Raw genomic sequence first — 21,947 nt, 5'->3', positions numbered from 1 at the left:
GAACTCGGCGGCCGCGGCGCGCGTCAGTAGCAGGAGCGGCTGCCGCGCACGCATCGGCAGCCGTCGCTGAAGACAGAATCCGTCGTTATTTTCAGAGGAAACCATGAGTGCAATCGTAGACATCATCGGCCGCGAAATTCTGGATTCGCGCGGCAACCCCACCGTCGAATGCGACGTGCTGCTCGAATCGGGCACGATGGGCCGCGCGGCGGTGCCGTCGGGCGCATCGACCGGCTCGCGCGAGGCGATCGAGCTGCGCGACGGCGAAGCCGGCCGCTACAACGGCAAGGGCGTGCTGAAGGCGGTCGAGCACATCAACACCGAGATCTCCGAAGCGATCATGGGCCTCGATGCGTCCGAGCAGGCGTTCCTCGACAAGACGCTGCTCGAGCTCGACGGCACCGACAACAAGTCGCGCCTCGGCGCGAACGCGATGCTGGCCGTGTCGATGGCCGTCGCGAAGGCGGCCGCCGAGGAAGCCGGCCTGCCGCTGTACCGCTACTTCGGCGGCTCGGGCGCGATGCAGCTGCCGGTGCCGATGATGAACATCGTCAACGGCGGCGCGCACGCGAACAACAGCCTCGACATCCAGGAATTCATGATCGTCCCGGTGAGCCAGCCGACGTTCCGTGAAGCCCTGCGTTGCGGCGCCGAAGTGTTCCACGCGCTGAAGAAGATTCTCAGCGACCGCGGCATGAGCACGGCAGTCGGCGACGAAGGCGGCTTCGCGCCGAACTTCGGCAGCAACGACGAATGCCTGTCGACGATCCTGCAGGCGATCGAGAAGGCCGGCTACCGCGCGGGCGAAGACGTGCTGCTCGCGCTCGACTGCGCGGCCTCCGAGTTCTACCACGACGGCAAGTACCAGCTCGCGGGCGAAGGCCTGCAGCTGTCGTCGGCCGAGTTCACCGACTACCTCGCGACGCTCGCCGACAAGTTCCCGATCGTGTCGATCGAGGACGGCATGCACGAAAGCGACTGGGACGGCTGGAAGCTGCTGACCGACCGTCTCGGCAAGAAGGTGCAGCTGGTCGGTGACGACCTGTTCGTCACGAACACGCGCATCCTGAAGGAAGGCATCGAGAAGGGCATCGCGAACTCGATCCTCATCAAGATCAACCAGATCGGCACGCTCACCGAAACGTTCGCGGCCATCGAGATGGCGAAGCGCGCCGGCTACACGGCCGTGATCTCGCACCGCTCGGGCGAAACGGAAGATTCGACGATCGCCGACATCGCGGTCGGCCTGAACGCCGGCCAGATCAAGACGGGCTCGCTGTCGCGCAGCGATCGCATTTCGAAATACAACCAGCTGCTTCGCATCGAAGAGGATCTGGGCGACATCGCGAGCTACCCGGGCAAATCGGCGTTCTACAACCTGCGCTGACGTGCGCTGACGCGTTACTATCGCTCTTGTTCATCGATGATGACGCCGCTTCGCGATATCGTGAAGCGGCGCTTCTTATATCTGCGGCTTATTCATGCGGCTCGTTACCGTCGTTCTGATCGCTTTGCTGGTCGTGATTCAGTACCCGTTGTGGTGGGGGCATGGCGGCTGGCTGCGGGTGCATGAACTGCGGCAGCAGTTGAACGACCAGTTGCAGAAGAACGCCGACGCGAAGCTGCGCAACGAGCGGATTGCGGGCGAAGTGCAGGATTTGCAGAACGGCACGTCGGCGATCGAGGAACGCGCGCGCTACGAGATGGGCATGGTGAAGGACAGCGAGGTGTTCGTGCAGTTCGTGTCGCCGAATTCGCCGGCGCCGACGGCGCAGGGCAACGCGCAGCCGGCGGCGTCGACGCGCGGCGAGGTGTCGGCCGCGCCGGTGCGCGTCGTGCCGAATCCCGTGTCGCGCGCGAAGCCTGAAAAGCGGCACGGCGGCGACAAGGCCCACAAGCCCGCGCACGGCTGACGGGCGCGCCGTCGGGCTGCACGCCGAGCGCGCCGGATCGCGGTGCGGGCGATGCCGGCTCGGAGGTGCGGAGCGGTACGGTTTTCACGCAATCGAGATGCTTCGGAAAGCCTAGTAAAAAAGCGCGGTCTTGCGGCCGCGCTTTTTTGTTTCTCGTGGGTTCTTAATTCGCCGGAACTGCCGGAATTCGGCGTTTCACCACCACCAGCCCGGGTAGCCGTAGCTGAAGCCCGTGCCCCAGCCGTGTCCCCAGCCGCCGCCGTAGTAGCCGCCGTAATAGGTGATGGGCGGCGGATAGTAGTACGACCACGCGCGCGCCGCTTCGTCGGCCGCGATCGCCGCGTTCTGCTCGCGCAGCACTTGCCGGTCGATCTCGTCGTAGCGCTTGCGCTCGTCGGGCGTGAGCGTGTGCATCGTCGTGCCCGCTTGCTCGGGCAGACGGCTCAAGACGGTCATCGACGGCGGCGCGACGCATCCGCTCAGCGACGCGGCCGCAACGAGCGCCGCGAGCGGCGCGGCGCGAACGAGTATCGGTTTCATGCTACTGCCTCCTGGCTTGTGCCGGCGCCGTGCCCGCCGCACGGCGCGCGCGGCGCGTTGCCCGTGCGCGGGCGCCTCAGTGCTTCTGCGCAGCGGCGGGCGCGACGCCCGCACCGAGTTCGGATGTCGAGAATAGCTGCGTGACATCGACCGGATCAAATTCGTAACGCTGGTTGCAGAATTCGCAGTGGATTTCGACGTGGCCGCGCTCCTCGATCACGCCGTCGATTTCGACGCGCCCGAGCATGCGCAGCATCCCGCCGACCTTCTCGCGCGAGCACGTGCACTGGAAGCGCGTGGCGGTCGGTTCGAAGTGCTGCACATTCTCCTGCCAGAACAGACGCCGAAACACGGTCGCGGGTTCCACTTCGAGCAGTTCTTTCGGCGACAGCGTGCCGCCGAGCGTGCAGACGCGCTCCCACGTGTCCTCGTCGGTTTCCTCCACGCGCGGCACGATGCCGCCGTCGCCCGGCAGCTTCTGCAGCAGCACGCCGACCGCGCGATCGTGATCGGCCGCGAGCCAGAGGCGCGTGTCGAGCTGCTCGGAGTGCCGCATGTAATGCTCGAGCACGTCGGCGATCGACGCGAGCGGGCCGTCCTCGCCGTTCAGCGGCACGATGCCCTGATACGGCTGCTGGCCCGGCCGCTTGTCGGCCGGATCGAGCGTGATCACGCAGCGGCCGTGGCCGCTCGCGTTGATCAGCTCGGCGAACGAAGTGCCGTCGCCGACGCTCTGCGCGGCGTTGCCCGAGAACTTCGCGGTCGCGCGCATCGCGAGATCCGAGCTGCACTGCACGACGAGCATCTTCACCGGGCCGTCGCCGAAGATCTGCATGATGAGCGTGCCGTCGAACTTCAGGTTCGCCGACAGCAGCGCGCACGCCGCCATCATTTCGCCGAGCACGTTGCGCACGGGCATCGGATAATCGCGGCGCGTGAGCACCTCCTGCCACGTGTTGCGCAGCGAGACGATCTCGCCGCGCACCGGGGCCGCGTTGAACATGAATTTCTGTAACTGGTCGCTCACTTTTTTCCCTTGACGATCAAACGGCTCGCGCGCGGCGGATCAGCCGATCCGCACGAGCTGCTCCTTGAAATACGCGCGCCGCATCGCGTAGCTCTTCGTGTTCATGTGCATCCGCGCGATGTCCTCGTCGGACAGCGTACGCACGACCTTCGCCGGCGCGCCGAGAATCAGCGAATTGTCCGGAAACGTCTTGCCCTCGGTGATCACCGCGCCGGCGCCGACGAGACAGTTGCGGCCGATCACCGCGCGATTCAAGATCACCGCCTGGATGCCGATCAGCGAGCCTTCGCCGATCGTGCAGCCGTGCAGCATCGCCTGATGGCCGACCGTCACGTTCGGCGCGATCGTGAGCGGGCATCCCGGGTCGGTGTGCAGCACCGCGCCTTCCTGAACGTTGCTGCCCGCGCCGACCGTGATCGGCTCGTTGTCGCCGCGGATCGTCGCGCCGAACCACACGCTCGCGTTCTCTTCGAGCACGACCTTGCCGACGATCGACGCGCTGTCCGCGACGAACACGCTTTCGTGGATGGACGGGGCGTTGTCGCCGAGCTTGTAGATGGTCACGATGTCTCCCTTGGGGCTTGTCTGGGCGGCCGGTACAATGGCGCGCGGTTGTGTCGCGCTTGGATGCGGCGCGATCGAATCCTTTATTGTAAACGGTTGTCCCGGCCGTTCGCGCGCGTGCCGCGCGGGCGCGTCGCCTTCTCATGCCACACGTGCCGATTTCGTCGCCCGAACCCTTGCGCTGCGCGCGCAGCGACGCGCTTGCCGCGCTTTGCGAGCCCGATCCCGTGCGCAAGGCCGCGCTCGTCGCCGAGTTGCGCGCGGCGCTCGCCGACGGCCGCGCGGCGGCCTGGCCCGAGCGCGAGCTGAGCGCGCCCGGGGGCGGCCTGCCCGGGCGGCCCGCGCGCCCGGCGCTCGTCGAGCCGCGCCGGCTCGAGCGGCGCAGCATGCGTTCGCCGCAAGGGCGCGCGGTGCTGTTGCACGCGCTCGCGCATATCGAGTTCAACGCGATCAATCTCGCGCTTGACGCAGTGTGGCGCTTCGCGCAGATGCCCGCGGCGTTCTATGCGGACTGGCTGAAGGTCGCGGCCGAGGAGGCGTATCACTATTCGCTGCTCGCCGCGCGCCTTGCCGAATTCGGCCATGCGTACGGCGATTTTCCCGCGCACGACGGCCTCTGGGAGATGTGCGAGCGCACGGCAGGCGATGTGCTCGCGCGAATGGCGCTCGTGCCGCGCACGCTCGAGGCGCGCGGGCTCGATGCGTCGCCGCCGATCCGCGCACGGCTTCAGCAAGCGGGCGACGATGCGTCTGCGGCGATTCTCGACGTGATCCTGCGCGACGAGATCGGCCACGTGTGGATCGGCAATCGGTGGTTTCGCCATCTGTGCGACGAGGCGGGGCTCGATCCGCGTGCGGCCTACGAACGGCTCGCTGCGCAGTACCGTGCGCCGCGGTTGCGCGGCCCGTTCAATTTCGATGCCCGCCGCGCCGCGGGATTCGACGACGACGAATTGAACGCGCTCGTCGCGCAGGACATCGAGCCGAAGGCATGACGGGCTCGCGCTGCGTGTGCGGCCGTGGTCCGGCGGCCGCGCATGCGCCGTGAGCGGGACGGCAGGTCGACAGGACCGGCGGGCGGATCGGGAGGGGCGGTCGCCGGGTGACGCGGTGACGCGGTGATCGGCGCGTCGAAGCTGTCGTGCGATCTGTGCGCCTCGCTCGCCAAACCGGGGCGTGAGCGCGCCACGATCGGTATCCGCCGATCAACGTTGGCGGTCGGAGATGCCGCCGTTGCTCAACCCGGCGAGTCGCGACGAATTCGAATTGCGGCGAATCGCGGTGAATCGCGACGGTTTTCGACGATTGGTGCCGATTCGGGCCGATTCGTGGCGGTTTGCGCGGTTCCTCTAGATCTGCCCCTCAATTGAGCGCCCGCTGCAGCCGCTCGGCTTACCTAGAGAAGTGCCTCGACACGCACGCCGACTTGAAGCCCGGCCGACGCCAGGTGAGCCGGATCGATATAATCGAACGGTCATTCTTTTTTTGGCGGCTGCGATGCATTCCACTCAATCTGTCTCCGATTTCGTCACGGTTCGCGGCGTGAAACTGCATGTGCGCCGCTGGGGGCGGCCCGATGCGCCGACGCTCTACATGTTGCACGGCTGGATGGACGTCGCGGCGTCGTTTCAGTTCGTCGTCGACGCGCTCGCGGGCGACTGGCAGGTGATCGCCCCCGATGCGCGCGGCTTCGGGCTGTCCGATTGGCCGGTCGCCGCGCAGGGCGGCGGCCATTACTGGTTCCACGAATACCTGGCGGACCTCGATGCGCTGATCGACCACTACACGCCCGACGGCGAAGTCAATCTGATCGGCCACAGCATGGGGGCGAACGTCGTTTGCCTGTACGCGGGCGCGCGGCCGCAGCGGGTGCGGCGGGTCGTCGATCTGGAGGGATTCGGGCTCGCGCCCGCGCGCGTCGAGCAGGCGCCGCGGCGCGTCGGGCAATGGCTCGACGAGCTACGCACGCCGCCGACGCTCAAGCGCTACGCGTCGCTCGAGGACGTCGCCGCGCGCCTCGTCAAGACCAATCCGCGCCTCGAGCCGCGCCGCGCGGCGTTTCTTGCCGAGCATTGGTCGATGCGCGATGCGCACGGTCAATACCAGCTGCTCGCCGATCCCGCGCACAAGCTGCGCGGCCCGCTGCTGTACCGGCTCGACGAGGTGATGGCGATCTGGTCGAAGGTGCGCGCGAAGGTGCTGCACGTCGAGGCGGTCGATTCGCCGACGCTGGCGTTTCTCGCGGGCGAGATTCCGATTCCCGAATTCAAGGCGCGTTTTGCGGCGTTCGCCGACTGGCGCGAAAAACTCGTCGAGGATGCGGGGCACATGGTCCATCACGACCAGCCGGAACAGATCGCGGCGCTGATCGAGGCGTTTTGCGCGTGAGCTGACATCGGGATCGCCGCTCCGGCTCGGCGACAAGTCGACCAATCAGCCAATCAGCCAATCGGCCAATCGGCGAAAGGAGATACGCGAAACGCGAGAGAGCACCGAGGCAAGGCCCCGGAATCGGCCGCGGCCCCGTCCATTGGCATCGGGGGCGCATTCGGCGAATTTGCGCATTGCAGTAGAATGAACGCTTAGTCTCCGATGCCCACGATGAACGCCGATCTCCACTGCCATTCGAACGTCTCCGACGGTCAGCTTTCTCCCGCCGACGTCGCGCGTCGCGCGCATGCGGGCGGCGTCACGCTGTGGGCGCTGACGGATCACGACGAGGTCGGCGGCCAGCGCGCCGCGCGCGAAACCGCCGAGGCGCTCGGCATGCGCTATCTGCACGGCGTCGAGATTTCGGTGACGTGGGCGTCGCGCACCGTGCACATCGTCGGCCTGAACATCGATCCGGAGAACCGCACGCTCGTCGATGGCCTTTACCGCACGCGCAACGGCCGCGCGGCGCGCGCAATGGCGATCGGCGACGCGCTCGCGGCGCTCGGCATCGAAGGCGCTTACGAAGGCGCGCTCGCATACGCGTCGAATCCCGATCTGATCTCGCGCACCCACTTCGCACGCTTTCTCGTCGACAACGGGCATGCGGCGTCGATTCCCGACGTGTTCGACCGCTATCTCGGCGACGGCAAGCCAGGCTACGTCGCGCACCGCTGGGCGAAGCTGTCCGACGCCGTCACGTGGATTCGGCAGGCGGGCGGCGAGGCGGTCGTCGCGCATCCGGGCCGCTATGCGTATACGCCCGTCGAATTCGACGCGTTCTTCGCCGAATTCATCGATTTGGGCGGCGTCGCGATCGAGGTCGTGACGGGCAGCCACACGCCCGACCAGTACCGCGAATACGCCGACGTCGCGCGGCGCTTCGGCTTCGAGGCGTCGCGCGGCTCCGATTTCCACGCGCCGGGCGAAGGGCGTACCGAGCTCGGCAGCCTGCCGCCGCTGCCGTCCGATCTCAAACCCGTCTGGGAGCGCTGGCTGTAGCGGCGTCCGCCGGCGGCGCGTCCGGCCGCGGGCCGGCGTGCGCGCCGAACCATACTCTTTGTCCCCATGTCCCAATTCTTCAGGATTCATCCGGATAATCCGCAGCCGCGCCTCGTCAAGCAGGCGGCCGAAATCGTGCGGGGCGGCGGCGTGATCGCGCTGCCGACCGATTCGAGCTATGCGCTCGCGTGCCATCTCGACGACAAGGACGCGGTCGAGCGCGTGCGCCGCATCCGCGGGCTCGACGAGAAGCAGCATCTGTCGCTGCTCGTGCGCGATCTGTCCGAGCTCGCGACGTTCGCGATGGTCGACAACCGGCAATACCGGCTGATCAAGTCGGTGACGCCGGGGCCGTACGTGTTCATCCTGCAGGCGACGAAGGAAGTGCCGCGGCGGCTGTCGCACCCGTCGCGCAAGACGATCGGGCTGCGCGTGCCCGCGCATGCGATCACGCTCGCGCTGCTCGAGACGCTCGGCCAGCCGCTCCTCGGCACGACGCTGATCCTGCCGCCCGACGACGAGCCGCTCAACGAGCCCGAAGAAATCCGCGTGCGCCTCGAAAAGCAGGTCGACCTCGTGATCGACGGCGGCGCGTGTCCGCGCGAGCCGTCGACGGTGATCGACCTGACGGGCGACGCGCCGCAGCTCGTGCGGGCCGGCCGCGGGCCGCTCGAGCCGTTCGGCCTCGCCGCGTGAGCGCAGCCGCGCCGCCCCGGCGCACCGGAGCGGCCGCCGTTGCGGTCCGCATGCACGCGCGTCGTTCGCGCGTTTCCCGCTTGTTACAATAGCGCGCTATGAATGCTTCTTCCCTGATACAGACAATCGCCGTCTATGCGCTGCCCGTGATCTTCGCGATCACGCTGCACGAGGCCGCCCACGGCTACGTCGCTCGCCTGCTCGGCGACAACACCGCTTACATGATGGGCCGCGTGTCGTTCAACCCGATGCGCCACATCGATCCGTTCGGCACGATCGTGATTCCGCTCGTGCTGTACTTCCTGACGAGCGGGGCGTTCCTGTTCGGCTACGCGAAGCCCGTGCCCGTCACGTTCCGCAATCTGCGCAACCCGCGCTGGGGCAGCCTGTGGGTCGCGCTCGCGGGGCCGGGCTGCAACTTCGTCCAGGCGCTGATCTGGGGCTTCGTGAGCATCGGCCTCGCCGCGCTCGCGATCGACGAGCCGTTCTTCACGCGCATGGCGGGCGCGGGCGTCGGCGTCAATCTGGTGCTCGCGGTGCTGAACCTCTTTCCGCTGCCGCCCCTCGACGGCGGGCGCGTGCTCGCGGCGCTGCTGCCGCCGAAGCAATCGATCGCGCTGTCGCGGCTCGAGCCGTACGGCTTTTTCATCGTGCTCGCGCTCGTCGCGACGGGCCTTCTGACGAAATTGTGGCTCAGGCCGCTGGTGGGCGCCGGCTACGCCGTCGTGACGGCCATCCTGACTCCTTTCGCCTCGCTTTTCTAACGACAATCATGTTCCCAGACCGTATCTTTTCCGGCATGCGACCCACCGGGTCGCTCCACCTCGGCCACTATCACGGCGTGCTGAAGAACTGGGTCAAGCTGCAGTCCGAGTACCCGTGTTTCTTCTGCGTCGTCGATTGGCATGCGCTGACGACGCACTACGAAACGCCCGAGGTGATCGAGAAGAACGTCTGGGACGTGCTGATCGACTGGCTCGCGTCCGGCATCGACCCGGCGCAGGCGACGCTCTTCATCCAGAGCAAGGTGCCCGAGCATGCCGAGCTCGCGCTGCTGCTCGGGATGAGCACGCCGCTCGGCTGGCTCGAGCGCGTGCCGACCTACAAGGAGCAGATCGAGAAGCTGAAGGACAAGGATCTGTCGACGTACGGCTTCCTCGGCTACCCGGTGCTGATGGCGGCCGACATCCTGCTTTATCGCGGCTCGCTCGTGCCGGTCGGCGAGGATCAGGTGCCGCATGTCGAGATGACGCGCGAGATCGCGCGCCGCTTCAATTACCTGTACGGCCGCGAGCCGGGCTTCGAGGAGAAGGCGCTCGAAGCGGCGAAGAAGCTGGGCGGCAAGCGCGCGAAGCTCTATCACGAGCTGCGCAACGCCTATCAGCAGGAAGGCGACGACGAGGCGCTCGAACAGGCGCGCGCGATGCTGCAGGAATCGCAGAGCCTGTCGATGAGCGACCGCGAGCGCCTGTTCGGCTATCTCGAAGGCGCACGCAAGATCATCCTCGTCGAGCCGCAGGCGCTCCTCACCGCGGCGTCTCGGATGCCCGGCCTCGACGGGCAGAAGATGTCGAAGTCGTACGGCAACACGATCGGCCTGCGCGAGGACGCGGAGACGATCACGAAGAAAGTCCGCACGATGCCGACCGATCCGGCGCGCGTGCGCCGCACCGATCCGGGCGATCCGGACAAGTGCCCGGTGTGGCAACTGCACCAGGTCTATACGGACGAAGCAACGCACGAGTGGGTGCAGAAGGGCTGCCGCTCGGCGGGCATCGGCTGTCTCGACTGCAAGCAACCGGTGGTCGAAGGGATTTTGCGCGAACAGCAGCCGATGCTCGAGCGCGCTCAGAAGTACATGGACGATCCGTCGCTGCTGCGCGCGATCGTCGCGGACGGCTGCGACAAGGCGCGCAAGCACGCGGTCGAGACGATGCGCGACGTGCGCGAGGCGATGGGGCTCGCGTACAGTTGAAGACGCTGACGATCGCGGTAGACGGCGCGCCGAGCGCGGCGGCGCACGGCGCGTCGGCCGAGGCGTCCGCGTGGATACGCAAGTGGTCGCATCTCGTGCCGGCGGGCGGCACGGTGCTCGATGTCGCCGCGGGCCACGGCCGCCACGCGCGCTGGTTCGCCGAACGCGGCCATCCGGTGTGCGCGCTCGAGCGGGAGCCGGCCGCACTCGCGTCGCTCGGCGCACTGCCGGGCGTCGCCGAGCAGGCGGCCGATCTCGAAGCCGCGCCGTGGCCGCTTGCCGACGACGCGCGCTTCGCCGCGGTCGTCGTGACGAATTATCTGCATCGTCCGCTGCTGCCGCGTCTCGTCGCCGCAGTCGCGCCGGGCGGCGTGCTGTTGTACGAGACGTTCGCGCAAGGCAACCAAACGGTCGGCAAACCGTCCAATCCGGCGTTTCTGCTCGCGCCGGGCGAGTTGCTCGGCGCGGTGCGCGGGCAGTTGCGCGTCGTCGCGTTCGAGGACGGGTTCGCCGCCACGCCGCGCGACGCATTCGTCCAACGAATCTGCGCGGTGCGCGAGCGCGCCGCGGCGGAAGAAGGGGCGGGATATCCGCGTTACGGACTGGCAGGCTAATCCGCTACAATCAACTTTTACCGATTTTTCATCGCGTTTGTTTCATGGCTAACGGCACTCAAGACGGCATTCAAATCCGCGGCAGCGTCCCCGCGATCGTCACCCCGATGCTCGAGGACGGCGGCCTCGATCTGGCGGCCTTCCGCAAGCTGGTCGACTGGCATATCGAAGAGGGGACGGATGCCCTCGTCGTGGTCGGCACGAGCGGCGAATCGGCGACGCTTTCCGTCGACGAGCACGTCCTCATGATCGAAACCGCGGTCAAGCATGCGGCGAAGCGGATTCCGATCGTCGCGGGCGCGGGCGGCAATTCGACGGCCGAGGCGATCGAGCTGTCGAAGCACGCGAAGGCGGTGGGCGCCGACGCGACGCTGCAGGTGGTGCCGTATTACAACAAGCCGACGCAGGAAGGGATGTACCGCCACTTCAAGGCGATCGCCGAAGCGGTCGACTTGCCGGTGATTCTCTACAACGTGCCGGGGCGCACGGTCGCGGACATGTCGAACGAGACGATCCTGCGGCTCGCGCAGGTGCCGGGCATCATCGGCGTGAAGGACGCGACGGGCAACATCGATCGCGCCGCGCAGCTGATCAACGCGGCGCCCGCGAACTTCTCGATCTACAGCGGCGACGATCCGACCGCGATCGCGCTGATGCTCCTCGGCGGCCACGGCAACATCTCGGTGACGGCGAACGTCGCGCCGCGCGCGATGAGCGAACTGTGCCGCGCGGCGCTTGCCGCCGACGCGAAGGCGGCGCGCGAGATTCATATGAAGCTCCTGTCGCTGCACAAGAATCTGTTCATCGAGGCGAACCCGATTCCGGTGAAGTGGGCGCTGCAGCAGATGGGCAAGATCGCAGGCGGCATCCGCCTGCCGCTTACGCCGCTCGACGAGCGCTGCCACGAAGCCGTGCGCGGCGCGCTTCGCGAGGCCGGCCTCCTGTGAGGCCCAACGCGGCCGCCCGTGCGGCCGCGCCGCATCCCGATCGATCCGACCCGACCCGGCCGCTCCCGGCGTCGTGCGTGACACGCGTTCTAGCAAGACGAAGGACTTCATGAAACATTCCGCCTTTTCCTCCCGTGCGATCCAGGTTTCGGTGCTGGCGCTCGCGCTGGGCGCGCTCGCCGGCTGCGACACGCTGAACGACTATCTCGCGCCCGACCGGGTCAACTACAAGGCGACCGGCTCGGCGCCTCCGCTGCAAGTGCCGCAGGATCTGACGGCGATGCCGCTCAGCCCGTCGTACGTCGCGCCGCCGACGAACTCGGGCCTCGGCTCCGCACCGACGCGCGCCGTGACGGCTGCGGGCAACGCGACGGAAGGGCAGCCGAGCGCGCAGGACCCGTTCGGCATGCACGTCGAGCGTGACGGCGACCGCCGCTGGCTCGTCGTCGACGGCCGCACGCCCGAGCAGCTCTGGCCGCAATTGAAGGAATTCTGGCAGGACAACGGCTTCGTGCTGAAGACGGACGCGCCTTCGACCGGCATCATGGCGACCGACTGGGCGGAAAACCGCGCGAACATCCCGGACGACTGGTTCCGCCGCACGATCGGCCGAGTGATCGATTTCGCCTATTCGTCGGGCACGCGCGATCGGTTCCGCACGCTCGTCACGCGTACGTCCGGCGGCAACACCGACATCTCGATCACGCATAGCGCGATGGAGGAGAAGCTGACGGGCGCGCAGGGCGGCACGTCGTCGCGCTGGGAAGAGCGTCCGCGCAATCCGGTGCTCGAAGCGGTGTTCCTCGCGAAGCTGATGGAAAAATTCGGCCTGACCGACGCGCAGGCGAAGCAACTGCTCGCCGATGCGCGTCCGGCGACGGCGCCCGCGACGGTCGTCGGCGCCAACGGCGGCGCGTCGACGCTCGATCTGGCCGAATCGTTCGACCGTGCGTGGCTGCGTGTCGGCCTCGCGCTCGACCGGACGAACTTCACGGTCGACAATCGAGATCGCTCGAAGGGCATCTACTACGTCCGTTACGCGAATTCGATGGAAGAGCTCAAGCGCGACGGCCTGTTCGGCAAGCTGTTCTACGGTGGCCCGACGGCCGCGAAGCCGGGCAAGGAATTCCTCGTCAACGTGCGCGCGCAGGGCGACTCGAATACGCAAGTGGCCGTCCTCGACACGAACGGCCAGATCGACAACTCGTCCGACGCGCAGCGGATCATCTCGCTGCTGCACGCGCAGCTCAACTAGGCTCGTGCGATTCGCGAGCCTCGGAAGCGGCAGCGAAGGCAACGCGCTCGTCGTCGAAGCATCGGATGGCGTGACGACGACGCGCCTTCTGCTCGACTGCGGCTTCTCGGCGAAAGAACTCGAACGCCGGCTCGCGCGCCTCGATTTGCGCGTCGACGATCTCGACGCGATCCTCGTCACCCACGAACACGGCGACCACGTCGGCTGCGCGCTGACGCTCGCGCGCCGTGCGTCGCTGCCGTTGTACATGAGCTGGGGCACCGCGCGCGCGGTCGGCGCGGACGAAGCCGACGTCGACCTCCACGTGCTCTGGAGCGACGAGGAGGCCGCGCTGGGCGACGTGTGCGTGCGGCCCTACACCGTCCCGCACGACGCGCGCGAGCCGCTCCAGTTCGTCTTCAGCGACGGCGCGGCGCGTCTTGGCGTGCTGACCGACGTCGGCATGTCGACGCCGCACATCGGCGCCGTGCTGAGCGGCTGCGACGGCCTCGTGCTGGAGGCGAACCACGATGTCGCGATGCTTGCGGCAAGCCGCTATCCGGCGTCGCTGAAGGCGCGCATCGGGGGCTCGCACGGCCATCTGAGCAACGAGGCGGCGGCCGCCATCCTCGCCGAGCTCGATCGCAGCCGGCTGCGGCACCTGGTGGCCGCGCACCTGAGCCAGCAGAACAATACGCCGGCGCACGCGCAGGCGGCGCTGGCGGCGGCTTTGGGGGGCGGGGCGGGCGACGTGCTCGTCGCGTCGCAGGAGGAGGGTTTCGGCTGGCTCAGCCTGCGTTGATGCGTCGGCGCCGTCGGCGGGCGTGCACGCGCCCGAGCGCGGCCTGCGGGCGCCGCAACGATTCGTCGGCGTCCGCGAAACCGCGGAACAGATGCACGGGACCGTGCGAAGGACGTAAAAAAAACCGGCCCACGGGCCGGTTTTTTTTTCAGCTGATGCTGGTGCGACTTACTGGCTTGCGCCCGAAGCCGGAGCAGCCGTCGCTGCCGAAGCAGCCGACGCCACAGCAGCAGCTGCATCGCTCGCAGCAGCGGCAACGCTCGAAGCCGCTTCCGAAGCAGCAGCGGCAACGCCCGAAGCAGCCGAAGCAGCAGCGGCGGTAGCGTCGCTAGCAGCCGACGAAGCAGCTTGCTCGGAGCTCTTGTTGCACGCAGCCAGCGCAACGGCAGCCAACAGGGAAGCTACGAGGAGGGATTTCTTCATGATCACGTCCTTTTATGGTTAAAGGTAAGCAACAGCGCGAAACAATACCGGTAATGTGCTCCAACACCGACCTGGGCCGCTGGTGGAGATGCACTTCTAGAGCGTGAATCTTCCCTACGGCTTGGGCGGAAATTATATGCACTTTCCTATCGACCGTCGACAAATGCGGGGTCAATACGTTGTCTTTCCCATACAAAACATGCGTTCGTATGGGCGTACGGCCGGGCAACTCTACTCCATCTCACCCACCCGTATCCAGCCCGCACAATACCACTCGTGCAGCAGGCCTGTCATGGCGGGGTCCCGGGAGAGTGTTACAAACCGTTTCGCCCCCATCCGGCGCGAATCGGCCAGTTCCGGCAGCCATTTCGCCGCCGTCGCGAGCGAATACGCGTCGCCGTTGATGAAGTACGAGCGCGCGTTATACAACAACGCCGCTTTCCTGTCGAGCCGGACGCCCCGGCGCGCGGCCTGGGCCGCGAACGCGGTTTCGCCGAGCCGGCGGGCAGGAGGATCGAAAACGACGTTCGATTTGGGCTCGCTCAAATAGCAGCCAAGAAAATTGCCAATATCGTGCTCGTCCCATTTGATGCCGGCGAGCGTCCTGGCGACGCGCTCGGTCATCTCCGGGGGCAGCCTCGCGGGGGCGTCGACCGCGGGCTGCGCGGGATCGCGATACGGCGCGTCGTCGCGTGCGCCCGTGCGCAAGCCGCCGCGCTCGGCCAGGTGATAGAGGAACTGCGTGCGCAACTCGCCCGCGGACGGAGCTCTGAAGCCGATCGAGCACGTCATGCATTCGCCGATCGCGACGCCGTCGTGCGCGACGTGCGGGGGCAGATACAGCATGTCGCCGGGCTCGAGCACCCATTCGTCGGTCGGCTCGAAATGCTCGAGGATCTTGAGCGGCAATCCTTCCTGCAGCGACAAGTCCTGCTGCGCGCCGATTCGCCAGCGACGCTTGCCGTGCACCTGCAGCAGGAACACGTCGTACGAGTCGAAATGCGGGCCGACGCCGCCGCCGTCCGTCGCGTACGAGATCATCAGATCGTCGAGGCGCGCATCCGGAACGAACCGGAACCGTTCGAGCAACGAGCGGGCGCTGTCGTCATGCAAATCGAGACCCTGCACGAGGAGGGTCCATTCGCGCCGTTTCACGGGCGGCAGATGCTCGAGCGAGAACGGACCATGCTCCAGTTGCCATCTGTTACGAAAATGGGTGATGAGACGCGATTCGACGTCATAGTCGCCCGCGAGCTCGAACAGCGCGTCGCGCGAGAGCGGCGGCGCGACGTCGGGAATCGCCTGCCGGATCAGAAGCGGTTTTTTCTGCCAATATCGGCGCATGAAATGCGCGGGCGTGAGGTTGCCGAGAAGCTGGGTCGGCGCCTCGGACAGCGGCGCGCGAGTGCGCTCGCGCACACGGCCGGACGGTTCGGGTAGTGGCCGTTTGGGCATCGTATAATGACTGTTGTACTTGGGAGAATTGGATGAAAATCGCAAAAAATACTGTCGTGTCGGTCGCTTACAAGCTGTCGGATGCGCAAGGCAATCTGATCGAGGAGAGCGATGAGCCGATGGTCTATCTGCACGGCGGCTATGATGGCACGTTCCCCAAGATCGAGGAACAACTCGACGGCCAGGAACCCGGCTATCAAGCGCAAATCCAGCTGGAGCCGCAGGATGCGTTCGGCGATTACGATCCTGAACTCGTGAAGATCGAGCCGCGCGACCGCTTCCCCGAGCCGCTCGAAGTCGGCATGCAATTCGAAGGCACGCCGGAAGACGGCGACGAGGAAATCGACTCGCTGATCTACACGGTGACCGACATCGCGGAAGACAAGGTCGTCCTCGACGGCAATCACCCGCTCGCCGGCATGGCGCTGCGCTTTTCGCTGACCGTCAAGGACGTGCGCGAAGCGACCGCGGACGAGATCGAGCACGAGCACGCGCACGGCGCGGAAGGGCTCGAAATCGTCGACGAAGACGAGGACGACGATAACGACAACGAAGACAACAGCTCAGTGCGCACCCTGCATTGAGCGGGGCGCGGCGACGCCCGGAGTCTCGCCGGATGTCGCGCTCGACGGCGCGCGGTGATCGAATGGGTCGTCGCGCGCGCCATGCCAATCATCATAGCCGGGCGGTTGCGCGCCGCTCGCGCCCGAATCGGGCAGCGCCGGCGACGCGGGGATTTCCGGCATTTCGGGCAGCGGCGTGTCGTCATGCGGCACGACGGGCAGGGCAGGCGGTTGAGGCAGATGCTTCGGCACGGTCTGCATGCTCACGTTGAACATCGGCTGCTTCGCCGGATCGACGCCGATTCGCACCCATTGAGCCAGGCGCGCATGCGGCGCGATCGCGATGCGCGTCAGGTTGCCGACCAGATCCCCTTTGTCGTCGCGTAACGGACGGTCGATCCTGAAGCCGTTCGCGAGCGTCTCGCCGTTCGGATGGACGACGACGATCGAGCCGCGAAAAACCGTGGCCGCCTTCACCAATGCGCGTTTGAATTCGCGAAAGCCGTCGCGCGTGCGAGGGCGGTTGAAGCGCAGCCATCCGAAGCGCTCCGAACGTTCGTAGCGGTCGAACTGCGGATCGCCCTCGAGAAAGATCACAAGCGCACGCGCCTTGCGGCGCTTCGCGTACTCGGCCGCGTGATCGATCCAGAACGCATTCGCGATGACACGATCCTCGAACTCGCCGTTGCGGCCGCCCGCCGTCAGGTAGCGGTTGTTCGGCGCGGGCGCGTTCAGGCCGATGAACACCGTGTCGTCGCGCACCCAGCGAACGTTCTCCCGATAGGGATGAAAGCGCGGCACTTCGCTCTCGCGCGTGAGCAGCATCGGATTCGCGGCGGGCAGTGCCGGCTCGGTGAAGACGCTTTGGCGCAGGAAGTCGAGCCGTTCGACGGGGTCGTACGCGCCGGCGTCGCGCGCGCCGCACGCGGCCCAGTCGAACTGGCCCGGCAGCAGCACGATAGGAACGCGGGACGTCGCGAACAGTGCGTTGCGCTGCTCGTACAACTGATCGCGGCATGCTTCCTTCGGCCCCTTCAGGTTGCCTTCGTAGACGATGAACGACACCGAGCGGTCGCGTGCGATTGCGTCGAGCAGGCGCCGAGCGGGCGGCTCGTCGTCGGACGACGCGATCACGCCGGACAGAACCCCGAACGTATACGGCTCGCCGCCCGCACGCGACGACGCGGGCGCGGCCAGCATGCCGCCTGCAAGCGCGCACGTGAGCGCGAAAGCGGCGACGCGCGAGCGAAGCGCCGCGTGAGGCGCGTGAGGCGCGTGAGGCGCGATGCCGTCAGCGTTGCGCATCCGTTGCGCCTGTGCGGGCGAGCGCGTGCAGTTCATAGAGCAGGTCGAGTGCGTCGCGCGGCTTCAAGTCGTCCGGATCGAGTGCGAGCAGGCGCTCGAGAGCCGGATGCGGCACGGCCGCCGGCGGTTCGTCGTATTCCGGTTCGTCGACGGCCGGCTGCGCGGCGAAGAGATCGAGCTGCGGCGTTGCTTGCGCGGCGGACTGCTGTTCGAGGTGCGCGAGATGCTTGCGGGCGGCGCGAATCACCGGCGCGGGGACGCCTGCAAGCTGCGCGACCTGCAGCCCATAGCTCTGATTCGCTGGGCCTTCCTCGACTGCGTGCAGGAATACGATGCCGTGCCCATGTTCGACCGCCGACAGATGCACGTTCGCCGCTTGCGGGAATTCGGCCGGCAGTTGCGTGAGCTCGAAGTAGTGCGTCGCGAACAGCGTGTAGCAGCGATTGTGCGACAGCAGGTGGCGCGCGATCGCCCACGCGAGCGCGAGGCCGTCGAACGTCGACGTGCCGCGGCCGATTTCATCCATCAGCACGAGGCTTTGCGGCGTGGCGTCGTTCAGGATCGCGGCGGCTTCCGTCATTTCGACCATGAACGTCGAGCGGCCGCCCGCGAGATCGTCCGCCGCGCCGATGCGCGTGAAGATGCGGTCGATCGGACCGAAGCGGGCCGCCTTCGCCGGCACGTAGCTGCCGACGTACGCCATCAGCGCAATGAGCGCTGTTTGCCGCATGAACGTCGATTTACCGCCCATGTTCGGGCCGGTGATGAGGAGTAGCTTGCGATCGGTGTTCAGCGAGCAGTCGTTCGCGATGAACTGCTCGACCTGCGCTTCGACGACCGGATGGCGGCCTTGATCGATTTCGATGCCGATCTCGTCGGTGAATTCCGGTGCAACCCAGTCGAGCGTGCGGGCCCGTTCGGCGAAGGCCGCGAGCAAGTCCAGTTCCGCGAGGCCGCTTGCGACGCGCTGGCATCCTTCGATGTGAGGCAGCAGCGCCTGCAGTACGCTGTCGTAAAGCGCGCGCTCGCGGGCGAGTGCGCGCTCCTGCGCGGACAGCGCCTTGTCCTCGAACGTCTTCAGCTCGGGCGTGATGTAGCGTTCGGCGTTTTTGAGCGTCTGGCGGCGACGGTAGTCGTCGGGCACCTTATCGGTCTGGCCGCGTGTGACCTCGATGTAGAAGCCGTGGACCTTGTTGTATTCGACGCGCAGATTCGAGATGCCCGTGCGCGCGCGCTCGCGCGTTTCGAGGTCGATCAGGAACTGACCGCAGTTCTCCGAGATGTCGCGCAGCTCGTCGAGTTCCGCGTCGTAGCCGCGGGCGATCACGCCGCCGTCGCGGACCATCGCAGCAGGCTCGGGCGCGATCGCGCGCGTCAGCAGATCGAGGCAGCCGGCGGGCGGCTCGAGCGCGGCTTCAAGGCGGCCGAGCGCGGCCGCGTTCGGTGCGATTTCGGCGACGCGCTCGCGCAGCACGGGCAGGGCGGCGAACGTGTCGCGCAGGCTGGACAGATCGCGTGGCCGCGCGGACAGCAGCGCGAGGCGGCCGGTGATCCGTTCGACGTCGGCAATTTGCCGCAGCGCCGAGCGCAGGCTGTCGAGGCTCGCGTTCGCGGCGGCGTCGAGTAGTGCGCCGATCGCCTGGTGGCGCGCTTGCGCCGCGACCGACGCGCGCGGCGGATGATGCAGCCAATGGCGCAGCAGGCGGCTGCCCATTGCGGTGCAGCAGGTGTCGAGCAGCGAATAGAGCGTCGGCGACTCGGTGCCGCGCAGCGTTTCGGTGAGTTCGAGATTGCGTCGCGTCGACGGATCGAGCCCGATGTATTCGGACTCGTTTTCCACCTTGAGACTGCGCACGTGGCGAAGCTGCTGGCCCTGAGTCGACGCCGCGTAGATCAGCAGCGCGCCGGCGGCCCCACAGGCGCTCGTGAGCGCCTGCGCGCCGAAGCCGTCGAGACTCGCGACTTCGAGCTGATCGCAAAGGCGCTGTGTGCCCGATGCGATGTCGAAGTGCCAGGCGGGCACGCGCGTGATCGCGCCCATGCCGGCCGGCACCGATTCGATCGTGCCGTCGGCCGCGAGGATTTCCGCGGGCCGGATGCGCTCGAGCGCCGCGGCGATCTGATCCGGCGCGACCTCGGCGAGCCGCAGCGCGCCGCTCGCCAGGTTGAGCCAGGCGAGACCGATGTTCGACGCTACGCCGCGCTTGTTGTGTCCGACGCAAAGCGCGAGCAGGAACACGTCGCTCTTGTCGGACAATAATGCGGCGTCGGTCAGCGTGCCCGGCGTGACGACGCGCACGACCTTGCGCTCGACGGGCCCCTTCGACGTCGCGGGGTCACCGATCTGCTCGCAAATCGCGGCCGATTCGCCGAATTTCACGAGCTTCGCGAGGTATTGCTCGACCGCGTGATGCGGCACGCCCGCCATCTTGATCGGTGTGCCGGCGGACGCGCCGCGCTGCGTGAGCGTCAGATCAAGCAGGCGCGAGGCTTTCTCCGCGTCCTCGAAGAAGAGCTCGTAGAAGTCGCCCATCCGGTAGAACACGAGTGTTCCGGGATGTTCTGCCTTGATGCGTAAGTACTGCTGCATCATCGGCGTGTGCTGCGCGGCGGCCGCTGCCGCTGCGTCGGGGGAGGCATCGATTTGGGTGGCCATCTTGCGAATATCTGTCTGCGTATGCGGAATTGGGTGAGAGTTTACCTTGTCGTAGCGCTGCGCGAAGCCGGCCGGATGGCCAACGTGTTCGGGCAGCGCCGATTCGTGCGCATCGTGCGGCTTGATCGCGGGCGAGTGCGGCGTTTCGTGGCGCGCCGGCCGTCGCCTCGAACGAAAGAAAATTCGGTGTTGAACATGCGCGGGTTTGACGAGCATCGTCACGGTTCATTCGCCGGACGCCGTCGACGTTCGAATTCGACGCCGACCCATCGACAATCGAAACCGTTGGGACCGTTTCAGCCGCGCGTCGACGCGGATCGAACCGCGATGTCGAGCGATCGTCGCGCATCCGAGCGTAGGGCGGCGGCAGGCGGGCGACGCGTCGACACCGCGGAGATTCAATGCCCGTATTCGAACGCGATCGCGAACAATAATTGGAACGCGAATTAAAAGGCAAAATTGATGCCGAGCGTGCTGAATTCGGTGCTGCATTGTTTATTGATTCATTCCCGATGTAAAAATATGATTGTATGATGGTGTTTATATTGTCTATTTTGTTATCGATGCATGGCGAATGCTATTGATTGAGGGGGCGGATAAATTAATACCATTGGTTTTGTTGGAGGAGTGGTAATAGTCTCCGTCGAGCGCAGAAATAAAAAGAATCCGGAAATGCGCGATTGCTATCAGGCGTGTGCGACGAAGTGACGAAAACAGCACGTCGACACGCCGGATTGACGATGGCCGTACAGTGTTGACCGAGAAGAAATCAGCATACGGCGTTGTCGGGTATCTCCACCCGAGTATCTCTGCCGGATGATCATTGATTGAAATGCCGATGTCCGCCGATTGACTCGTTCGAGTCGAAACGATGCGGCATCGTGGAAGTCGGGGAAGTAGCGGGAAAATGATTAATCGAACGATGCGGCGATTTCGCGCGCGTCGCCAATATCCCGCGAAAAAAAAGGGGTCATGATGTCTCGTCAAATCTTGTCGGCTTTGCAGCGGGTGGGCTCGATACGAGTGCGCGCGGCGTGGCGCTTCGCACGCGGTCGCGCGATGATGACGGATTCGTGATTTTTCGATTGCCGATGCAGGCCGTGCCGATCGCGGATTCGGCACTGCCATGAATCTCGGCGCTTGAATCCATTGCAATTCACGGTGCGTCCACCGAATCGGGTGGGATGTCATGCCGCGCCCGTTTATTTCGAATTCGACGGATGTGTATCCGGTGCGCGCTGCGGCCGACGCGATGCGATCGAGCGCCCGCGATCCGTACAGGCCGAACTCTGTCGCGCATCGATCCGCGACGAATGCTCGAGTGTTGAAGTGTTGGTGGAGTTGAGTGTGTAGTGCAAGAGTGTATGCATGCAGTCAGTGTTTCAATCGAAGCGTCATTTTTTTATTTAGGAGAATGAAATGAAAAAGACTCTCGCCGCTGTCGTTTCCGCAATGCTTTTGGCTTCGTCGTACGCGCACGCCGATACGTTGTGCACGTCGGGCACGATCAGCAAGCTCTTCATCGACAAGAACGGGGTCATGGAGGTGACGGTCGGCACCCTGTCGTACTTGAACGGAAACAAGGATGTGTATCCGCTCATCACGTCGGCATTTGTGATGGGCAAGCAACTCTACATCTACGCGAGCAATTGCCAGCCGGGCACGTCGATGGGAGGCTTTGCCGTTCGGTAATGGAGGCCGGCGAAGCAGGCGGCGCAAGTGTGATGGCCGTCGTTCGCGTCGCGATGTGGCCCGCCGGCCGCCCTTTTTCGTCGCGATGAAGCGCGCTGCGGTACGTTTC

22 protein-coding genes are annotated in these 21,947 nt (G+C 66.2%); 15 read left to right on the top strand and 7 right to left on the bottom strand.

The genetic code is table 11. The annotated features are described in order from the left end of the window. Positions 1–103: 103 nt before the first annotated feature. Both eno and ftsB read left to right on the top strand, forming a co-directional pair. Entirely contained in the window at positions 104–1,387 is a 1,284-nt protein-coding gene (gene eno / locus X946_RS18490; protein ID WP_006478406.1) for a phosphopyruvate hydratase, read from the top strand. A 94-nt stretch (positions 1,388–1,481) separates the two neighbouring features. After that, positions 1,482–1,913, top strand: coding sequence for a cell division protein FtsB (ftsB, locus tag X946_RS18485; protein WP_038750455.1), 432 nt, complete (start codon positions 1,482–1,484; stop codon positions 1,911–1,913). A gap of 195 nt (positions 1,914–2,108) precedes the next feature. Here ftsB and X946_RS18480 read toward each other — a convergent pair whose 3' ends face one another. The 3 genes from X946_RS18480 to X946_RS18470 all read right to left on the bottom strand — a co-directional run bounded on the left by X946_RS18480 (position 2,109) and on the right by X946_RS18470 (position 4,044). After that, positions 2,109–2,453, bottom strand: a complete 345-nt coding sequence (locus X946_RS18480) for a hypothetical protein (RefSeq protein WP_038750452.1) — start codon at positions 2,451–2,453, stop codon at positions 2,109–2,111. Between the two features lie 76 nt (positions 2,454–2,529). Then, positions 2,530–3,480, bottom strand: a complete 951-nt coding sequence (gene hslO / locus X946_RS18475) for an Hsp33 family molecular chaperone HslO (protein ID WP_038750451.1) — start codon at positions 3,478–3,480, stop codon at positions 2,530–2,532. 39 nt (positions 3,481–3,519) lie between these two features. Then, on the bottom strand, positions 3,520–4,044 hold the full coding sequence (locus X946_RS18470; protein ID WP_038750448.1) for a gamma carbonic anhydrase family protein: 525 nt from the start codon (positions 4,042–4,044) through the stop codon (positions 3,520–3,522). Positions 4,045–4,220: 176 nt separating this feature from the next. Between X946_RS18470 and X946_RS18465 the strand changes: the two genes are divergently transcribed. From X946_RS18465 to X946_RS35495, 11 genes are all read left to right on the top strand, one after another. After that, positions 4,221–5,039: a ferritin-like domain-containing protein gene (locus tag X946_RS18465; RefSeq protein ID WP_038750445.1), complete on the top strand. Its 819-nt coding sequence runs from the start codon at positions 4,221–4,223 to the stop codon at positions 5,037–5,039. A 502-nt stretch (positions 5,040–5,541) separates the two neighbouring features. Continuing rightward, entirely contained in the window at positions 5,542–6,432 is an 891-nt protein-coding gene (locus X946_RS18460) for an alpha/beta fold hydrolase (protein WP_038750442.1), read from the top strand. A gap of 213 nt (positions 6,433–6,645) precedes the next feature. Continuing rightward, positions 6,646–7,476 carry a 3',5'-nucleoside bisphosphate phosphatase gene (locus tag X946_RS18455; protein WP_038750502.1) on the top strand — a complete coding sequence of 277 codons (831 nt, stop codon included), beginning with the start codon at positions 6,646–6,648 and terminating at the stop codon, positions 7,474–7,476. A gap of 66 nt (positions 7,477–7,542) precedes the next feature. Then, the gene (locus X946_RS18450) at positions 7,543–8,172 is read left to right on the top strand and encodes an L-threonylcarbamoyladenylate synthase (protein WP_038750439.1); all 630 of its coding nucleotides are present in this window, start codon (positions 7,543–7,545) and stop codon (positions 8,170–8,172) included. A 98-nt stretch (positions 8,173–8,270) separates the two neighbouring features. Then, complete coding sequence (locus X946_RS18445) at positions 8,271–8,936, top strand: site-2 protease family protein (RefSeq protein WP_038750436.1); 666 nt, start codon at positions 8,271–8,273, stop codon at positions 8,934–8,936. Between the two features lie 8 nt (positions 8,937–8,944). Continuing rightward, positions 8,945–10,147, top strand: a complete 1,203-nt coding sequence (locus tag X946_RS18440) for a tryptophan--tRNA ligase (RefSeq protein ID WP_038750434.1) — start codon at positions 8,945–8,947, stop codon at positions 10,145–10,147. Then, positions 10,144–10,761, top strand: a complete 618-nt coding sequence (locus X946_RS18435; protein WP_038750431.1) for a class I SAM-dependent methyltransferase — start codon at positions 10,144–10,146, stop codon at positions 10,759–10,761. Before X946_RS18440 ends, X946_RS18435 begins: the two co-directional genes overlap by 4 nt. Positions 10,762–10,805: 44 nt before the next feature. After that, positions 10,806–11,708 (top strand): 4-hydroxy-tetrahydrodipicolinate synthase, encoded by a 903-nt coding sequence (gene dapA / locus X946_RS18430; RefSeq protein ID WP_038750428.1) that lies wholly within the window; start codon positions 10,806–10,808, stop codon positions 11,706–11,708. A gap of 109 nt (positions 11,709–11,817) precedes the next feature. Then, complete coding sequence (gene bamC, locus X946_RS18425) at positions 11,818–12,963, top strand: outer membrane protein assembly factor BamC (RefSeq protein WP_038750426.1); 1,146 nt, start codon at positions 11,818–11,820, stop codon at positions 12,961–12,963. Positions 12,964–12,967: 4 nt separating this feature from the next. After that, positions 12,968–13,744: an MBL fold metallo-hydrolase gene (locus tag X946_RS18420; protein ID WP_038750423.1), complete on the top strand. Its 777-nt coding sequence runs from the start codon at positions 12,968–12,970 to the stop codon at positions 13,742–13,744. A gap of 161 nt (positions 13,745–13,905) precedes the next feature. Next, entirely contained in the window at positions 13,906–14,067 is a 162-nt protein-coding gene (locus X946_RS35495) for a hypothetical protein (RefSeq protein WP_162483267.1), read from the top strand. Between the two features lie 5 nt (positions 14,068–14,072). Here X946_RS35495 and X946_RS36710 read toward each other — a convergent pair whose 3' ends face one another. Beyond that, entirely contained in the window at positions 14,073–14,342 is a 270-nt protein-coding gene (locus tag X946_RS36710; protein ID WP_081989774.1) for a hypothetical protein, read from the bottom strand. Positions 14,343–14,398: 56 nt separating this feature from the next. Next, positions 14,399–15,586: a cupin domain-containing protein gene (locus X946_RS18415; protein WP_038750420.1), complete on the bottom strand. Its 1,188-nt coding sequence runs from the start codon at positions 15,584–15,586 to the stop codon at positions 14,399–14,401. A 68-nt stretch (positions 15,587–15,654) separates the two neighbouring features. Between X946_RS18415 and X946_RS18410 the strand changes: the two genes are divergently transcribed. Beyond that, positions 15,655–16,206: an FKBP-type peptidyl-prolyl cis-trans isomerase gene (locus X946_RS18410; RefSeq protein WP_038750417.1), complete on the top strand. Its 552-nt coding sequence runs from the start codon at positions 15,655–15,657 to the stop codon at positions 16,204–16,206. Here X946_RS18410 and X946_RS18405 read toward each other — a convergent pair. Both X946_RS18405 and mutS read right to left on the bottom strand, forming a co-directional pair. After that, on the bottom strand, positions 16,186–17,490 hold the full coding sequence (locus X946_RS18405) for a hypothetical protein (RefSeq protein WP_038750499.1): 1,305 nt from the start codon (positions 17,488–17,490) through the stop codon (positions 16,186–16,188). The two genes, X946_RS18410 and X946_RS18405, sit on opposite strands and share 21 nt — an antisense overlap. Beyond that, entirely contained in the window at positions 17,477–20,146 is a 2,670-nt protein-coding gene (gene mutS / locus X946_RS18400; protein WP_038750496.1) for a DNA mismatch repair protein MutS, read from the bottom strand. The genes X946_RS18405 and mutS overlap by 14 nt, the downstream gene beginning before the upstream one ends. A 1,419-nt stretch (positions 20,147–21,565) precedes the next feature. Here mutS and X946_RS18395 point away from each other — a divergent pair. After that, positions 21,566–21,838 carry a hypothetical protein gene (locus X946_RS18395; RefSeq protein ID WP_038750414.1) on the top strand — a complete coding sequence of 91 codons (273 nt, stop codon included), beginning with the start codon at positions 21,566–21,568 and terminating at the stop codon, positions 21,836–21,838. Positions 21,839–21,947 lie beyond the last annotated feature (109 nt).

This window comes from Burkholderia sp. ABCPW 111 (assembly GCF_000773065.1).
Classification (GTDB): domain Bacteria; phylum Pseudomonadota; class Gammaproteobacteria; order Burkholderiales; family Burkholderiaceae; genus Burkholderia; species Burkholderia savannae.
This window is presented reverse-complemented; position numbering and strand designations above follow the sequence as displayed.